We start from the raw sequence: 14,867 nt of genomic DNA, 5'->3' as shown, positions 1-14,867 counted from the left end.
TCCATTACTCCTCTGACGTAGAAAAGAAGGCCCAACAGCCTTCTTCCGCTCTACGATTCAAATTTACGGTGCTTTCTATACAGAATATATCTTCTCCCCATATAATTCAACGGAACACTCCACACATGCACCAATCGGGTAAACGGCCATAAGCCAAAAATGCCGAATCCGGCCAGAATATGAATTTTAAACGACAGCGGCACGTTCACCATCAACGAAGCATCCGGACGGAGCATAAACAATCCACGGAACCACACGGAGACCGTTTCCCGATAATTGAATTCCGGCTGCACCGCGTTCGTGACCAGCGTGCTGTACATCCCCATAAATACGATAAACAGCAGAAGGACATTAACCAGCATATCCGAAGCGGTGCTGAGTTTTCGGACATTACGAATGGTGAACCGCCTGGCGGTTAACAATACCATGCCTCCCAGCGTTAGAAAGCCAAATGCGCTTCCAACATACACCGCCCCGATATGATACATATGGTCGCTGATCCCCAGTGACTCCATCCAGGATTGAGGGATAGCTAAGCCTGCAACATGCCCTCCGATAACAGGAATGATGCCTAAATGAAACATGAGACTGCCCAGCTTGAGATGTTTCTTCTCGATAAACTCGCTGGATTTGGCTGTCCAGTTAAACTGGTCCGTACGGTAACGGTAAATATGACCGACAATAAACACGGCAAGGCAGATATAGGGGAAAATGACCCACAGAAACTGATTAATCATGCTCATGAGCCGCCTCCTCCTGATTGAAACATGCTTTGAACGTCTCGCGAAGGCCTTGAATGAGATAAAGATACGGACTCTTATATTTATCCAAAGCTTTCAGCAGATGATAGGTGCCGTCCTCCATAACAGCCAGCATCAAATCCAGGCTCTCTCCAGCTTCCTTCTCGTGCCCCTGCCAATTCGCTGCATATAGAAACTCGCACATCAGCGGGAGATAATCCGATAGTTCCGAGCCCGCGATGCCCAGACCAAACATTTCATACGTCTCTTTAAGTTTGGCGAGCATCTGGCCACGTTCCCTGCCATCCTCAAATTTATAAAAGGTCATATACAATGTGGATTTCGACTGAAAGTCGAAGGTCTGGACGTACAGCTCTTCAATCTCTTCCATGCTGTATTCATGCATGGTCGCCCAGTACGTTCTGACGGATTCATAAGCCGGGTCAGAGGAGTCAAGCGACTCCTCCATAACCGACGGGTGGAAATCCAGCTTTTCCGGGTACGTGAGCTGCTGAGCGAAAAAACCGAAAACATGTTTATAATCATGCAGCTTTCCGAGATTAATCACGCCAGATCCCCCCGTAGAAGTTTTCTTCGTACAGCTCTTTGCCCGTTTTGCCCTGCAGTCCTTCCGGTCCGCAACCGCCGCAGCTTGCGCTAAAACCTTCGGAACCCTGCGAACGGTAAACATCCATATGGCTTTCCTTATGCGAAGTCGGGACAACAAACCGGTCATCGTATTTCGCGATGGCAAGCAGACGGTACATCTGCTTCATTTGGTAGGCGGTCAAGCCAACCCGTGCTAACCGTGTCTCATCAAACTCAGCCCCCGACGATTGCGCGCGCATATAAGAACGCATCATCGCCATTTTTTGCAGGGCATCCTTCACCGTCACCGTGTCCCCTGCCGTGAGCAGATTCGCGAGATACTGAATCGGTGTACGCATCTCCTCGATCGCCGGGAAAATCATGTCCGGATTCTCGATCGAATCCCTGCCTTCAAAATAGTTCATGATCGGACTGAGCGGCGGTACGTACCAAACCATCGGCAGCGTCCGGTACTCCGGATGGAGCGGAAAGGCCAGCTTATATTCAATGGCTAGTTTATATACAGGCGAATTTTGGGCGGCTTCGATCCATTCTTCGGTTAATCCGTCCTTCCGCGCCTGCTCGATCACTGCCGGATCATGCGGATCCAGGAACAGATCGCACTGGGCCTGATAAAGATCCTTCTCGTCCGGCGTGGAAGCTGCCTCCTGTACCTTGTCGGCGTCGTACAGAAGCACGCCCAAATACCGGATACGTCCTGTACAGGTTTCGGAGCATACGGTAGGCAGACCGGCTTCAATTCTCGGGAAACAGAAGGTGCATTTCTCGGCCTTATTTGTTTTCCAATTGAAATATACCTTTTTGTACGGACAGCCCGTCATGCAGTACCGCCAGCCGCGGCAGGCTTCCTGGTCCACCAAGACGATGCCGTCTTCATCCCGCTTGTACATCGCACCGGAAGGACAGGACGCTACGCAGCTCGGGTTTAAGCAATGCTCGCACAGGCGGGGCAAATACATCATGAACGCCTGCTCGAAGTTGAATTTAATCTCTTCCTCGATTTTTTCGATATTCGGATCCTTCGGGCCGGTGACATGGGCTCCCGCCAGATCGTCTTCCCAGTTCGGACCCCATTCCAGATTCATCGTCTCGCCGGTTACCGCCGATTTCGGACGGGCCACCGGCTGATGCTTCTTCTCCCCGGCATTCGTCAGATGCTCATAGTTATACGTCCACGGCTCATAGTAATCTTTCATTTCCGGCATATCCGGATTGTAGAAAATTTTGCCGAGCGCGATTTTGGACAGCTTGCTGCCAGATTTCAGCTGCAGCTTGCCTTTTTTCAGCGTCCAGCCTCCCTTGTATTTCTCCTGGTCTTCCCAGCGAATCGGATAGCCTATGCCCGGCTTCGTTTCCACGTTGTTGAACCACATGTATTCCGCACCCGGACGGTTGGTCCAGGTGCTCTTGCAGGTGACGCTGCACGTATGGCAGCCAATGCATTTATCCAAATTCATGACCATGGCGACTTGTGCCTTAATCTTCAAGCCAATCCACCTCTTTCATTTTGCGGACAGCCACGTACACATCCCGCTGGTTGCCGATCGGTCCGTAGTAGTTAAAACCATAGCTGAGCTGGGCATAGCCCCCGACCATCTGGGTCGGCTTTACATGGATTCTCGTCGGCGCGTTGTGGCTGCCGCCGCGATCCTTCGTAATCTCCGAGCCCGGCACGTTGATGTGTTTATCCTGCGCATGATACATGTACATCGTTCCTTTCGGCATCCGGTGGCTGACGACGGCGCGGGCGGTGACAACGCCGTTGCGGTTGTATACTTCCAGCCAATCGTTGTCCTGAATGTCGTTCGCCGCTGCGTCATCATTGTTAATCCATACCGTCGGGCCTCCGCGGAACAGTGTCAGCATGTGCAGATTATCCTGGTAGGTGCTGTGAATGTTCCATTTGCCATGCGGCGTCAGATATCGGAGCACAAGTGTATCCTTTCCCCCGGTAATCTGCTTGTCGCGCGGCCCGAATACCATTGGCGGAAGGGTCGGTTTATACACCGGCAGCGCTTCGCCGAACTGCAGGAAAATTTCGTGGTCGATATAAAAATGCTGTCTGCCGGTCAGCGTGCGGAAAGGTACGAGCCGTTCAATATTCGTCGTGAACGGAGAGTATCGTCTTCCCATTTTGTTCGATCCGCTGAATACCGGCGTCGGAATGACTTCCCGCGGCTGGGCCGTAATACTCTGGAACGTAATGTGCTCTGCCGCGCGGTCCGCGGAAATGTCTTTCAGCTGCACGCCGGTGTCCTCCTCCGCCGATTCCCAGGCTCGCTGCGATACCTTGCCATTCGTGGCCGAAGACAGATTCAAAATGGCGTCCGCCGCATTTCTTGCCGTATGAAGTTTGGGCAGGCCGTTTTTGATGGTGTCATCGTAATACGTTCCGTTCAAACGCTTCAGCTCTTCATACTCTTCGGCGACCGAGAAGCTGACGCCGTGCGCTCCGACTTTGCCTGTAGCCAGGTTCGGACCGAGCGTAATATATTTGTCGTGAATTTTCGTATAGTCCCGCTCAACCACCGTCAGATTGGGCATTGTTTTGCCAGGTACGGCCTCAATTTCACCCTTGCGCCAATCCTTCACCTCACCGTATGGCTGGGCGATCTCGCTTATGGAGTCATGAGAGAGCGGAGTGGTGACCAGGTCCTTATATATTCCCGGAAGATGGGTCTTTGCCATGTCGGAGAAGACCTCGGCAATCGTTCTGTATATATCCCAGTCCGACCGTGATTCCCAGAGCGGATCTACTGCCGGGTTAAACGGATGCACGAAAGGATGCATATCGGTTGAAGACAAGTCCGTTTTTTCATACCAGGTTGCTGCAGGAAGTACAACATCTGCGTACATCGGAGTTGATGTCATCCGGAAGTCCAAGGCAACAAGCAGATCCAGCTTGCCTTCCACGTCTTCGCGCCACACCATTTCTTCCGGTTTATCCTCTTCATTCGGCGTCGAGAGCAGGCTGTCCGAGGCGCCCAATAAATGCTTCATGAAATATTCCTGACCCTTGGCGGAGCTTGAGATCAGATTCGAGCGCCATACGAACAGAGATCTTGGGAAGTTTTCAGGCGCATCGGGATCTTCGGCCGCAAACTTGGTATCTCCAGAGACGATTTGCGCAAGCGTATGCTTTACAATGTCCTCATGGGTGGTTTTCCCCAGCTGCGCTGCCTCCTCGGCAAACTTCAAGCTGTTTTTGTTAAACTGCGGGTAAGATGGAAGCCACCCAAGTCTCGCGGCAAGCACGTTGTAATCCGCCGGATGCTGGTAACGGATTTCCCCGCCCGTTGGCGATTTCAGCGAATCGGCCCCCATTTCTTCGTACTTCCATTGGTCGGTCGCAAAATAAAAGAACGATGTCGCATTTTGCTGACGCGGCGGTCCCTGCCAATCTTTCGCGAAGGCGACCGTGGACCAGCCCTCGATCGGGCGGCATTTCTCCTGGCCGACGTAATGCGCCCAGCCGCCGCCGTTCACGCCTTGAGACGCCGTCAGAATGACCAGATTCAAAATGGAACGGTAGATCGTGTCACTGTTAAACCAGTGGTTAATCCCGGCGCCCATGATGATCATCGAGCGTCCCCCGGTCTCCAGCGAATTCTGCGCAAACTCCCGGGCAATCTGGACGACGACCGATGGTTTCACACCGGTGATTTTTTCCTGCCAGGCCGGGGTATAGAAGGAGTCTGCATCGAGCCCGCTGCCTATTCCATACTGGCTGAGCATCAGATCGTATACCGTTGCCGCCAGACGCTCCGTTCCATCCGCCAGCTGAATGGTCTTCGCCGGAATTTGGCGTTTGAAGGTACCGTTGGCGTTGTTGTCGAAGAACGGGAAGGAAATCGTCTGCCACTCCCCACCCTGAGGCTCCACGGATAGCGCCGGGGCAATGATCGAGCCGTCCTCGCGCTCCAGGATCAGGTTCCATTTCTTATCCTGCTCCCAGCGCTGTCCCATCGTTCCGTTCGGAACCGTGATTTCATTGGTGTTCTCGTCGATGATCACCGACTTCCACTCGGCATGCTGCGAGGCATCGCCCAGATCGCTTGCCCGCAGGAAGCGCCCCGCCTTGTAGCCCCCCTCAAACTCATCCAATAGAATCAGGAAAGGCATATCCGTATATTGTTTCGCATAATTCAGGAACATTGGTTCCTGACGCTCATGATAGAATTCTTTTAAAATGACATGCGTCATGGCCTGCGCAATAGCCGCATCCGTTCCGGGATTCGGAGCCAGCCAGTTATCGGCAAATTTGACGTTCTCGGCATAGTCCGGCGCGACCGACACAACCTTGGTGCCTTTATATCGCACTTCCGTCATGAAGTGGGCATCCGGCGTCCGCGTTAACGGTACGTTCGAGCCCCACATAATCAGGTAACCGGCATTGTACCAATCGCTGGATTCCGGCACGTCGGTCTGCTCTCCCCAGATTTGTGGAGATGCCGGCGGCAAGTCCGCATACCAGTCATAGAAGCTGAGCATTTCGCCGCCGAGCAGAGAAATGAATCTGGCCCCTGAAGCATAACTGATCATCGACATGGCCGGAATCGGGGTGAAACCGGCAATGCGGTCCGGCCCATATTTGCGGATCGTATAAATGAGCTGCGCGGAGATCAGCTTCGTGGCCTCCTGCCAGGACACACGGACATGACCGCCTTTACCCCGTGCTTGTTTATAGGACTTCGATTTCTCCGGATCTTCGACGATGCTGGCCCAAGCGGCGATCGGATCGCTGTGTTGGCTTAAGGCCTCTTTCCACATATGCCATAGCCGGCCGCGCATATAAGGGTATTTTCACTCGCAGCGGACTGTATTCATACCAGGAAAATGAAGCTCCGCGCGGGCAGCCGCGCGGTTCGAATTCCGGCATATCCGGCCCGCAGGAAGGATAATCAATCTGCTGGTTTTCCCAAGTGATAATCCCGTTCTTCACAAAAACCTTCCAGCTGCAGGAGCCTGTGCAGTTTACGCCATGCGTCGTCCGCACCACTTTGTCATGCGACCAGCGCTTGCGGTACATATCCTCCCATTCCCTGCTTTTCTCCTCCAGAACGGACCAATTATCAGAATAGCTTTCCATCCTCTTGAAGAACTTCAGCCCCGACTTTCGTTTCATAGGACAGTTCAACTCCTTCTGCTTGAATGACAATGATTGGGGAATCAATGTGCCGTCCTTCGTATAGCTTTATTATGGGTGGCTTCTTCCCCGGTTCCTATTAGGGAAACACCTATATTCCTAAGAGAATTCCCTTGTTGATGGCTTGTCGCCCGGAAACGCCTTCGAAAGGAACGATTCGTGCACGGAGCCCTTTTTGAACAAAAAAAGAATGTCCCATAAGACCTGACGATCTCATGGGACATCCCTAAGGCAATCATTATGAATCTGGTTGACGAACATAAGAACAACGTCGATCGACGTACTATTTCAGACAGACCGCGGTGAGGGGTTGATGATCATTCCCCAACCTTTACCGGTACTCCCGTTTCGGCTGACCGCAAAGCAGCATAGGTCACTTCCATCGTTTTGACGGCATCCTCATAGGTCGATAAGATTCTGGAAGCATCGCCTGTGCGCAGCGCATGGATGAAAGCTTCACTCTCTCGAAGATAAGGATTAGCTGCATTGCGGATTTCCGTCATTCTTCCTTTATCCTTGACGATGAGTTTATCGGATTGAATGCCGATGACCCCCTGCTCCGTATAGATATCCAGGCCAACCTTATCCGACTCCGGCAGCATGCAGGTATTGGATATCGTTGCCACCGCCCCGCTCCTTAATTTCAGCGTCGCGGTACCCACGTCGTGTACCGTTACTCCCTCATGAATGTCCTGCATGGCTCTATGGGCAAAAGCCGCATACACTTCATCGGCTTCACCCAGCAGGCAGCGAAGCAGATCAACCATATGGGTGGTTTGCTCGATGAATTGTCCCCCGGAGCCTTCCTGCTGTCTCCACCAGGCCACCTGCGGCATGTCCCCCATCCAGTAGCCAAGCGCCATCCCGATCTTCCGGCCTTCCAGCAGCTCGGCAGCCTTGATGGCTGCATCCGAATAACGGAAATGATACCCGGCGGACGTAATCAAACCGGCCTTCTTCACCTCATGCAGAATCTGCCTTGGCGTATCAAGGTTAGTACCCAGCGGCTTCTCAACCAGAAAAGGAATGCCCCTCTGCACGAGCTGTAATTCGATCTCGCCATGCGCAAACGGCGGAACGCAGATGTAAACCGCATCGGGCTTGGTTTCATCCAGCATTTGCTCAACGTTGCCATAAGCCTTGGCCGCAGCATAGCCTCGAACCGCTTGTGCCGCTTTCTCCAAACTTGTCCCGACAAAAGCCGTTACGTCCACTCCGTCCATGTTGGATAAAATATCTGCGTGGACCTTGCTAAACCAGCCTGTGCCAATGATTCCAATTCGTAGTGTCATGTAATCCTATGACCTCCCCTTCGATTAGAGACGCTATGGCTTTCTTCTCCGCCATTGATACATAAATCCTGCAGCAATTACAACCAGCCTCAGGGATGTAGGCTTTGTGACGATCTCCGTGGAGCTGATGTCTCCAGATTACATCAAATGGCCCTGAGTTCCAATGATAATCATGAATAACACATAGGCTCCAACTTCTTCACCCCTTGCTTCTTGATTCAACTCTATAATAGAGGATGTCTGCGACCGGCGCTGAAAGATCAGGATCATGTGTGCGGGTATGGAACCCGGAAATCTCCGTTTCCGCTGATTTAAAATTCGCCTTCGCCGTGATGACCGTATTCGATCGCGACCATTGGACATCCGCCTGGGCCTTTGCCCTAATAAAAAAGGCTGCTTCCCGTACATAGTACTGGAAACAACCTGTTCAGTTATTTAAAGATCATCCATATTACAATAAATGCAATCAATGATACCACATAAATGATGAGCAGCTTCGTGAGGTTGGTCCTCGTTTTCCGCTCGTAATTCGGATTTGCCTTCTTATTCTCCTGGGATAAACCTACAAGAAGCGTCGAAACTCCTCCAATTAATGCCAGTGCGATGACGATAATATACATAACCAACCACAAACAACCCCATTCGATATTCATTATATACATTCTATTATAGAAGCTGAGGCTTCAGGATCAATCTATTTCACCATGAAATGGTCATTTCTGCCTCATTATAATGAACAATCGGCTAATGCACACCATCCAATTGCACGGCAGTTGTGACCATCCAATTGGATGGTCAGTCACCATCCACTATTCTCCCTCAATTCGACGCAACCCATTGAAACATCCGTTCCAATGCGTCTTCGGCTTCAGGCATAGGGAACAGGGGCCTCACATGCATCATATTCTCGTATTCCCAGTATTCGGTATCAACACCTTCACGGACCATTTTGTCCTGCAGCCGACGGGCGTCCGGCAGAAGGCAATCATCGGTTCCGACGAGAATGACCGTACGGGGCAGGCCTCTCATCTCGCCAAACAATGGACTTACTGCTGGGTCGTCCAGGAGAAGGCTTCCCCCATACATCCTTCCTACCTCGCCCAGCCCGGCCGGCTGCAGAAAGATGTCACGGCGCGGTATATTAAGACCGGCAATCAGCGGATTGTCCGTGGCTGCATCCGCCCAAGGCGAGAGCAGAATTAATCCTTTTGGCGTAAGTGGCGATTCTTTGACCGATTGGGCCATATCGAGCGCCAGCGCACCGCCGGCCGAATCGCCCATTAGAAATACCGGACTCTTAACCAAAGCGAAGACGTACTTGTAAAATTCGCGCATCAGCCCCGTCAGCTTCTTCGCATCAATAGCTGGGACCGTAGGATAATTGGGTGTGATTACGGTAAATCCGGTCCGCTTCGTCCACTGTTTGGCAAAAGCGAAATGGGGCGGAAGGATCTCCTCGATATAAGCTCCGCCGTGCAAATATATGACGGTTCCCTGTTCCAACGCACCATGCGATACATAATAATTCATACTCATTCCGGATTCACTCTGGAAACAGCGGGTTTCAAACCCCTCCTGTTCCTGTGAAAGTGCAGGATAAGAAGGCAGTGCTTCGATATATTGCTGAATCGTTCCGGCATTCTCCCATTTTAGATTAAATCCCTCAGCGGTCAGCAGCTCTTTTATAGCCATGCTTTCTTTACTCGGCATATGGTTTAATCCCCTTTGCTGGACGTTATCAATACATGACAGGTTAAGTAGGTCACAGCTTCAATATATCACCGCGCGCGCCGTGGGCGCTGTGGCAATTGATACAGAGGCCGGCATATAAAAGAGACCTCACTCTGTCACGACATACAGGTGAAGTCTCTTTATCGCTATTCCAGCTCCTTGATCTGACCAAAACCCGCACATGTTCCTACACTTCAGCTTCAATAGGCGGGTCTACATGAATGTCGCTATCCGGTTCAGTCCTCACCCAATGCGTGAATGTTACGTTCAGTCCGGTACGGGTCGGCGAGCAAACAAAAGGTCCGGCCTGACTTTCAGTCCCGGCGGGGAATGGGGCAACACGAACGGTTCGCCAAGGATGCTTGCCGGTTCTTGCCCTGATGATAACTGCATCATTCAGCCTCGAGGCACGGATCGTGACACGCTCGCCAACCCACTCCGGCACCGGCGCGAGCGACCAATCCGAATATCCATCTGTGACGACCGTGGCAAGCTGCGGGATTCCGTCATTAATCTCGATCCCTGCTTTGATCCACTGTCCCGGAGCGTTCATAAGCATAATCCCAGCCTGATCGTAAAGTTCTGTAAAGGAATCCAATTCAAAAGTGACCTCCATGGCCGCATCCTGATCCCATAAGGTAAGCAGTGAATGCCCGCTGTCGCGTTGAAAACCGTACAAGGTTTTCTCCCAATAGTCACTGCCTTCTCTCGACTCTACCTTCAGATGCAACCCTTCCTTTGTAACGGATACCGGTTTGGTTGTCCATTCGCCTGAATCCCAATCCATGATTCTTCTCGTCATTCGACCACGACTCCTTATATTAGTAACTGATCCGCACTGTGCTGCAGAAGCAGGCAGAAGGAACGGTTATGTCCGATAAAAAACGACGACACGTCATAGCGGTTACGGGCAGGCTCATAGGTAATCAGCGCGCGATGCCTCATGTTCCCCAGAAGAATGTCAGCGAACCGCTCTGCAGGCCCGTTCGAGAAAAAAGTAAGGTAGGCGTAAAGGGAATGATCAACGGGTTCTAGAGGGCTTACACCGGCGCAGGAAAACTCGGTTACCAATCCCGCTTGCTGCAGCAGGATCAATATCGGATATAACTGCTCATCGACAGGGGCATTACCGAATAACCGGGTCCGTTTAGGCTGTTGACGCACCTTGGGTCTGCTGATCCATTCGTTTAGCTCCTGTCTTCTCCGCCTCCACTGTTCCGGGGTATGTGTGCTTAGGAGCAGCTCACCGCTGGAATCGTTTCGTTCCTGGTTCATATACGTCCCCCTCGCTCGCATGGCAGCATTCTGCTACTTTTAAGTGTAGTCTCATTTCGCTTGAAGTCAAATAAGCCGGACGATAAGTCCGGCTTAGGATACTTTTTTAACGGGTTTCCCGATGAAGTGTCACTCGCTTCAAGCGCGGACAAGATTGTCATCGTAATGATGAAATTATGAAAACCCTTAATTTGTACATAATGCTATGATTAAGATTACGGACAGGAACTTCCTGAATATGTCGCGAAAGGATGAGGAAGATGTGGAAGCCGGATCGTAACAGCACACAACCTCTATATCAGCAAATCGCTGATAATCTGGAGCAAAGAATATCTTATGGTGAGTTTCCACCAGACAGCTTACTCCCATCCGAACGAAAACTCGCAGAGTTGTTAGGGGTTAATCGAAGTACCGTGGTTCTGGCATACTCGGAGCTTCGGGCGCTTGGAATTATAGAGAGCCGTTCCGGAAGCGGAACACGGGTCAGCAACTCCAAATGGGGAGCCACGCCCAAGCATACGCCGAACTGGCACCGCTATGCGGAGGGAGGGAACTTCCTGCCTAACCTCCCTTTTCTCCGTCGAATTCGGGAAGCGTTGACGCATGATCCCTCTTTGATTGATTTTGCCAGCGGAGAGCTTGCGGGCGATTTGGCGCCGATCAAAGAAATGAATACATTGATGAGTCAAAAACCGAACACGTCCTATCTCGGTTATGATAATCCGCAAGGATATGGTCCACTCCGAGAAGCGTTGGTTACATATCTAAAAAAGTATCGTGGAATCCATACAACCGAATCGTCCATATTGATCACGTCAGGATCTCAGCAATCGCTGTATCTCATCACGCAGTGCTTGTTGTCACCTGGTGATGCAGTGGCTATTGAGGACCCGTCGTATTGCTACTCCCTGCCTATGTTTCAATCCGCGGGACTTCGATTGTTCAGGCTCCCTGTTGATGAACGAGGGGTACAGCCGGAGGACCTTCGCTCTCTGTACAAGAAACACCGGATTAAGATGATCTTCATTAATCCGAATTATCAGAACCCGACAGGCACCGTGATGGCCCAAGAACGAAGGTCGCAGCTGCTTGATGTTGCAAGTGAACTCGGGCTCCCCATCGTGGAGGATGACCCCTACAGTTTAACCGCCTACGAATGTCCGCCGCCTGCCCCTTTGAAATCCGTCGATTCCGTCGGGTCGGTGCTGTACATCGGGTCACTTTCGAAAATAGCTGCATCCGGCCTCCGAGTAGGCTGGATGGTTGCCCCGAACACGGTTGTGGAGCGGCTCGCAGACGCCAGGCAGCAAATGGATTTCGGACTGAGCGTGGTGCCCCAAAGCCTGGCCGGTCACTTTCTCAACTCATCCTATTTTGCTCCCCACCTGGACAGGCTGAGAGCGAGCCTGCTATATAAGCGGGATTTACTGATAGAGGCCCTTCAGAAAGAACTGCAAGGCCTGGTTCATTTTCATGTACCGGAGGGCGGCTTGCATCTCTGGTGCAAAATCGTACCGGAAGTGAATGACAGCAAGCTGCTGGAAACCTCCATTCACAATGGCGTTATTTTCGCGCCGGGAAGCGTGTACGGTTCAGCTTCCGGATATGTGCGATTCACATACGGCCGTGCCAGAGCTGAGGATATCCCATTCGGAATATCCAAGTTCGCTCAAGCTCTGCGCTCCGTGATTCAATAGGCCTTCAAAGAGCCTTCATGGAAAAAAGCCGGGAAAGCTCCCGGCTCAAAATCCTGTTATATTACTCGCCGGTTTCAGCGAATGTTTGAATACGCTCGCCGATTTGATCGCGAACACGCTGAAAAACAGCCCATTTTTCTTCATCGGTGCCCTGTGCCTTGGCAGGATCGTCAAATCCCCAATGCTCGCGGCGAACATGCGGAGGTGTCACTGGACAACGATCGGCAGCATCACCGCATAAGGTGACCACTAGGTCGGCTTGATTTAGCAATGCCGGATCAATGACATCGGACGTTTGTTTCGAAATATCAATACCTACCTCATTCATCGCTTTCACAGCATTAGGGTTCAGGCCGTGTGCTTCAATGCCGGCGCTGTATACATTCCAATCATCACCCAGATGCTGCTTGGCCCATCCCTCCGCCATTTGGCTGCGGCAAGAGTTGCCTGTGCACAAGAAATAAAGTGTCTTTTTTTCCATATTTGTGTCTCTCCCCTATCGTTTGAATTAAAGTATGGTCAACCAGATATATAAACCTAGGAGGGTTATAAATAACGTTGGGATGGTTAATATGATCCCTGTCTTAAAGTAGGTTCCCCAGCTGATCTTCACGCCTTTGGTCGAAAGGACATGCAGCCACAGAAGGGTAGCCAGCGAACCGATCGGCGTGATTTTGGGACCTAAATCGGCGCCAATAACATTCGCATAAATTAATGCCTCTTTGATAGCAGCCGACGTGTTTGTCGCATCGATGGCGAGTGCATCAATCATCACCGTTGGCATATTGTTCATGATGGAGGAAATTATCGCAGCGATAAATCCCATCCCCATCGTTGCCGCAAACAGTCCCTGGTCCGCTATGCTCTGAATGACACTGGCCAGAAGATCCGTAAGACCCGCGTTACGTAAGCTATATACGACCACATACATGCCGATGGAGAAAAACACGATGGCCCAAGGAGCACCTTGGAGTACTTCCTTTGTTTGCACAGCCGGACTTTTTCTTGCCATCAGGAGGAAGAAAATCGCAATCACGCCAGCTACGATCGATACCGGAATACCAACAAATTCACACACAAAGTAACCGATAAGGAGCACACTCAACACGATCCAGGATAAACGGAACATGGCAGGGTCTTGAATTGCCGTTGATGGATGCTTAAGCTGGGTGTCGTCAAACTTTCGTGGAATGCTTTTGCGGAAAAACAGATACAGCACCAGGACACTCGCTGCTAAAGAGAACAGATTGGGAACCAACATACGACTCGCATATTCGGTAAACGTAATTCCGAAGAAATCGGCCGATACGATATTCACCAGGTTGCTGACCACAAGCGGAAGAGAGGTCGTGTCCGCAATAAAGCCGCTTGCGATGATAAAGGGGAATACCTTCTTTTCGTCGAAATTCAGCGCTCGGACCATAGCCAGCACAATCGGAGTTAAGATCAGAGCCGCACCGTCGTTTGCGAAAAAAGCGGCGACAACAGCTCCAAGAACGGATACGTATACAAACATCCGGATCCCGTTTCCTCGAGCAGCATTCGCCATATGTAAGGCAGCCCACTCGAATAAACCGATCTTATCCAAGATCAATGAAATGATAATAATCGCGACAAAGGCGAGCGTTGCATTCCATACGATCTGAGTGACATCCCATACATCCTGAAAGTCGACTACTCCAACGAGCAGTGCCGATACTGCCCCCCCGCATGCCGACCATCCAATGGATAGATTTTTAGGCTGCCAAATGACAAAAACTAATGTGACCAGAAAAATGATGCTAGACAGAACAACAGAAACCAATGTTCAAACCCTCCAATTACACACTGAACTAGAATAAATGTTTTTTCAAGAATCAATATATAACTATATTCTTATATGATGAGCAGAGATAATCGTTTACATCCCTCAATTTTATGCTAAATATCCCTATTAGCATGATTAATCACAAGCACACTTAATTTCCCTATTTAAGGATGACAGTATTTCTTGAGAGCTTGGCATCTCATTCAACACCGCTTGGATATATGGCTTATCCGCAACATGCAGTGAATAATAAACCCATTGGCCTCGTCTGGCTTCAGTCACGATCCCTTGAGACTTAAGCTTTCTTAGGTGCTGGCTGATAGCAGGCTGCGACATATCAAAAATATCGACAAACTCGCAAACGCACCATTCTCTTTCCTTAAGGAGCGTCAACATGGTAAGCCTAGTTTTATCTCCAAGCAATTTGAGTTTCTCGGCCATTTCGTACATTTGCTCCAATAAGGCTCACTCCTTTCTTGATAGATCACTTCGACAGAAGCATAACCATATAACTTAATGCTTATATACTAATCGAAAGCGCACTTGATTTCAAGTGTGTAGACTCAACTC

At 50.8% G+C, this 14,867-nt stretch carries 12 protein-coding genes and 1 pseudogene; 1 reads left to right on the top strand and 12 read right to left on the bottom strand.

Going from position 1 to position 14,867, the window contains the following annotated elements:
• Positions 1–50: 50 nt before the first annotated feature.
• From narI to AC0VZ8_RS10195, 9 genes and pseudogenes are all read right to left on the bottom strand, one after another.
• Positions 51–743 (bottom strand): respiratory nitrate reductase subunit gamma, encoded by a 693-nt coding sequence (gene narI / locus AC0VZ8_RS10235; RefSeq protein ID WP_475486764.1) that lies wholly within the window; start codon positions 741–743, stop codon positions 51–53.
• Entirely contained in the window at positions 730–1,308 is a 579-nt protein-coding gene (gene narJ / locus AC0VZ8_RS10230) for a nitrate reductase molybdenum cofactor assembly chaperone (RefSeq protein WP_475486763.1), read from the bottom strand. Before narJ ends, narI begins: the two co-directional genes overlap by 14 nt.
• Positions 1,301–2,836 (bottom strand): nitrate reductase subunit beta, encoded by a 1,536-nt coding sequence (narH, locus tag AC0VZ8_RS10225; protein WP_071223729.1) that lies wholly within the window; start codon positions 2,834–2,836, stop codon positions 1,301–1,303. Before narH ends, narJ begins: the two co-directional genes overlap by 8 nt.
• Positions 2,826–6,474: pseudogene (locus tag AC0VZ8_RS10220) on the bottom strand (nitrate reductase subunit alpha). The gene narH and the pseudogene AC0VZ8_RS10220 overlap by 11 nt, the downstream one beginning before the upstream one ends.
• Before the next feature lie 338 nt (positions 6,475–6,812).
• The gene (locus AC0VZ8_RS10215; protein ID WP_475486762.1) at positions 6,813–7,787 is read right to left on the bottom strand and encodes a Gfo/Idh/MocA family protein; all 975 of its coding nucleotides are present in this window, start codon (positions 7,785–7,787) and stop codon (positions 6,813–6,815) included.
• Between the two features lie 431 nt (positions 7,788–8,218).
• On the bottom strand, positions 8,219–8,440 hold the full coding sequence (locus AC0VZ8_RS10210) for a hypothetical protein (protein WP_235613268.1): 222 nt from the start codon (positions 8,438–8,440) through the stop codon (positions 8,219–8,221).
• Between the two features lie 166 nt (positions 8,441–8,606).
• Positions 8,607–9,497 (bottom strand): alpha/beta hydrolase fold domain-containing protein, encoded by an 891-nt coding sequence (locus AC0VZ8_RS10205; protein WP_475486761.1) that lies wholly within the window; start codon positions 9,495–9,497, stop codon positions 8,607–8,609.
• 208 nt (positions 9,498–9,705) lie between these two features.
• Positions 9,706–10,320, bottom strand: coding sequence for a DUF1349 domain-containing protein (locus AC0VZ8_RS10200; protein WP_071223724.1), 615 nt, complete (start codon positions 10,318–10,320; stop codon positions 9,706–9,708).
• A gap of 14 nt (positions 10,321–10,334) precedes the next feature.
• Complete coding sequence (locus AC0VZ8_RS10195; RefSeq protein WP_475486760.1) at positions 10,335–10,793, bottom strand: hypothetical protein; 459 nt, start codon at positions 10,791–10,793, stop codon at positions 10,335–10,337.
• A 260-nt stretch (positions 10,794–11,053) separates the two neighbouring features.
• Between AC0VZ8_RS10195 and pdxR the strand changes: the two genes are divergently transcribed.
• Positions 11,054–12,490 (top strand): MocR-like pyridoxine biosynthesis transcription factor PdxR, encoded by a 1,437-nt coding sequence (gene pdxR, locus AC0VZ8_RS10190; RefSeq protein ID WP_071223722.1) that lies wholly within the window; start codon positions 11,054–11,056, stop codon positions 12,488–12,490.
• A 61-nt stretch (positions 12,491–12,551) separates the two neighbouring features.
• On the opposite strand, the gene arsC is transcribed toward pdxR, so the two are convergent.
• The 3 genes from arsC to AC0VZ8_RS10175 form a co-directional block, all read right to left on the bottom strand.
• Positions 12,552–12,971, bottom strand: a complete 420-nt coding sequence (gene arsC / locus AC0VZ8_RS10185; RefSeq protein ID WP_071223721.1) for an arsenate reductase (thioredoxin) — start codon at positions 12,969–12,971, stop codon at positions 12,552–12,554.
• A gap of 27 nt (positions 12,972–12,998) precedes the next feature.
• Positions 12,999–14,294, bottom strand: coding sequence for an arsenic transporter (locus AC0VZ8_RS10180; protein ID WP_071223720.1), 1,296 nt, complete (start codon positions 14,292–14,294; stop codon positions 12,999–13,001).
• Positions 14,295–14,432: 138 nt separating this feature from the next.
• Positions 14,433–14,747, bottom strand: coding sequence for an ArsR/SmtB family transcription factor (locus AC0VZ8_RS10175; protein ID WP_201259458.1), 315 nt, complete (start codon positions 14,745–14,747; stop codon positions 14,433–14,435).
• Between the last annotated feature and the right edge of the window lie 120 nt (positions 14,748–14,867).

This window comes from Paenibacillus sp. QJM3NY_38, assembly GCF_056173265.1.
The sequence above is the reverse complement of the archived record's forward strand: the minus strand, read 5'-3'. Positions and strand labels throughout refer to the sequence as shown.

Bases quoted from the DNA above. Each gene is read 5' to 3' on its own strand.
- AC0VZ8_RS10175 (WP_201259458.1), bottom strand. From the start codon at position 14,747: ATGTACGAAATGGCCGAGAAACTCAAATTGCTTGGAGATAAAACTAGG.
- arsC (WP_071223721.1), bottom strand. From the start codon at position 12,971: ATGGAAAAAAAGACACTTTATTTCTTGTGCACAGGCAACTCTTGCCGC.
- narI (WP_475486764.1), bottom strand. From the start codon at position 743: ATGAGCATGATTAATCAGTTTCTGTGGGTCATTTTCCCCTATATCTGC.
- pdxR (WP_071223722.1), top strand. From the start codon at position 11,054: ATGTGGAAGCCGGATCGTAACAGCACACAACCTCTATATCAGCAAATC.
- AC0VZ8_RS10210 (WP_235613268.1), bottom strand. From the start codon at position 8,440: ATGAATATCGAATGGGGTTGTTTGTGGTTGGTTATGTATATTATCGTC.
- AC0VZ8_RS10205 (WP_475486761.1), bottom strand. From the start codon at position 9,497: ATGCCGAGTAAAGAAAGCATGGCTATAAAAGAGCTGCTGACCGCTGAG.
- AC0VZ8_RS10200 (WP_071223724.1), bottom strand. From the start codon at position 10,320: ATGACGAGAAGAATCATGGATTGGGATTCAGGCGAATGGACAACCAAA.
- AC0VZ8_RS10215 (WP_475486762.1), bottom strand. From the start codon at position 7,787: ATGACACTACGAATTGGAATCATTGGCACAGGCTGGTTTAGCAAGGTC.
- AC0VZ8_RS10195 (WP_475486760.1), bottom strand. From the start codon at position 10,793: ATGAACCAGGAACGAAACGATTCCAGCGGTGAGCTGCTCCTAAGCACA.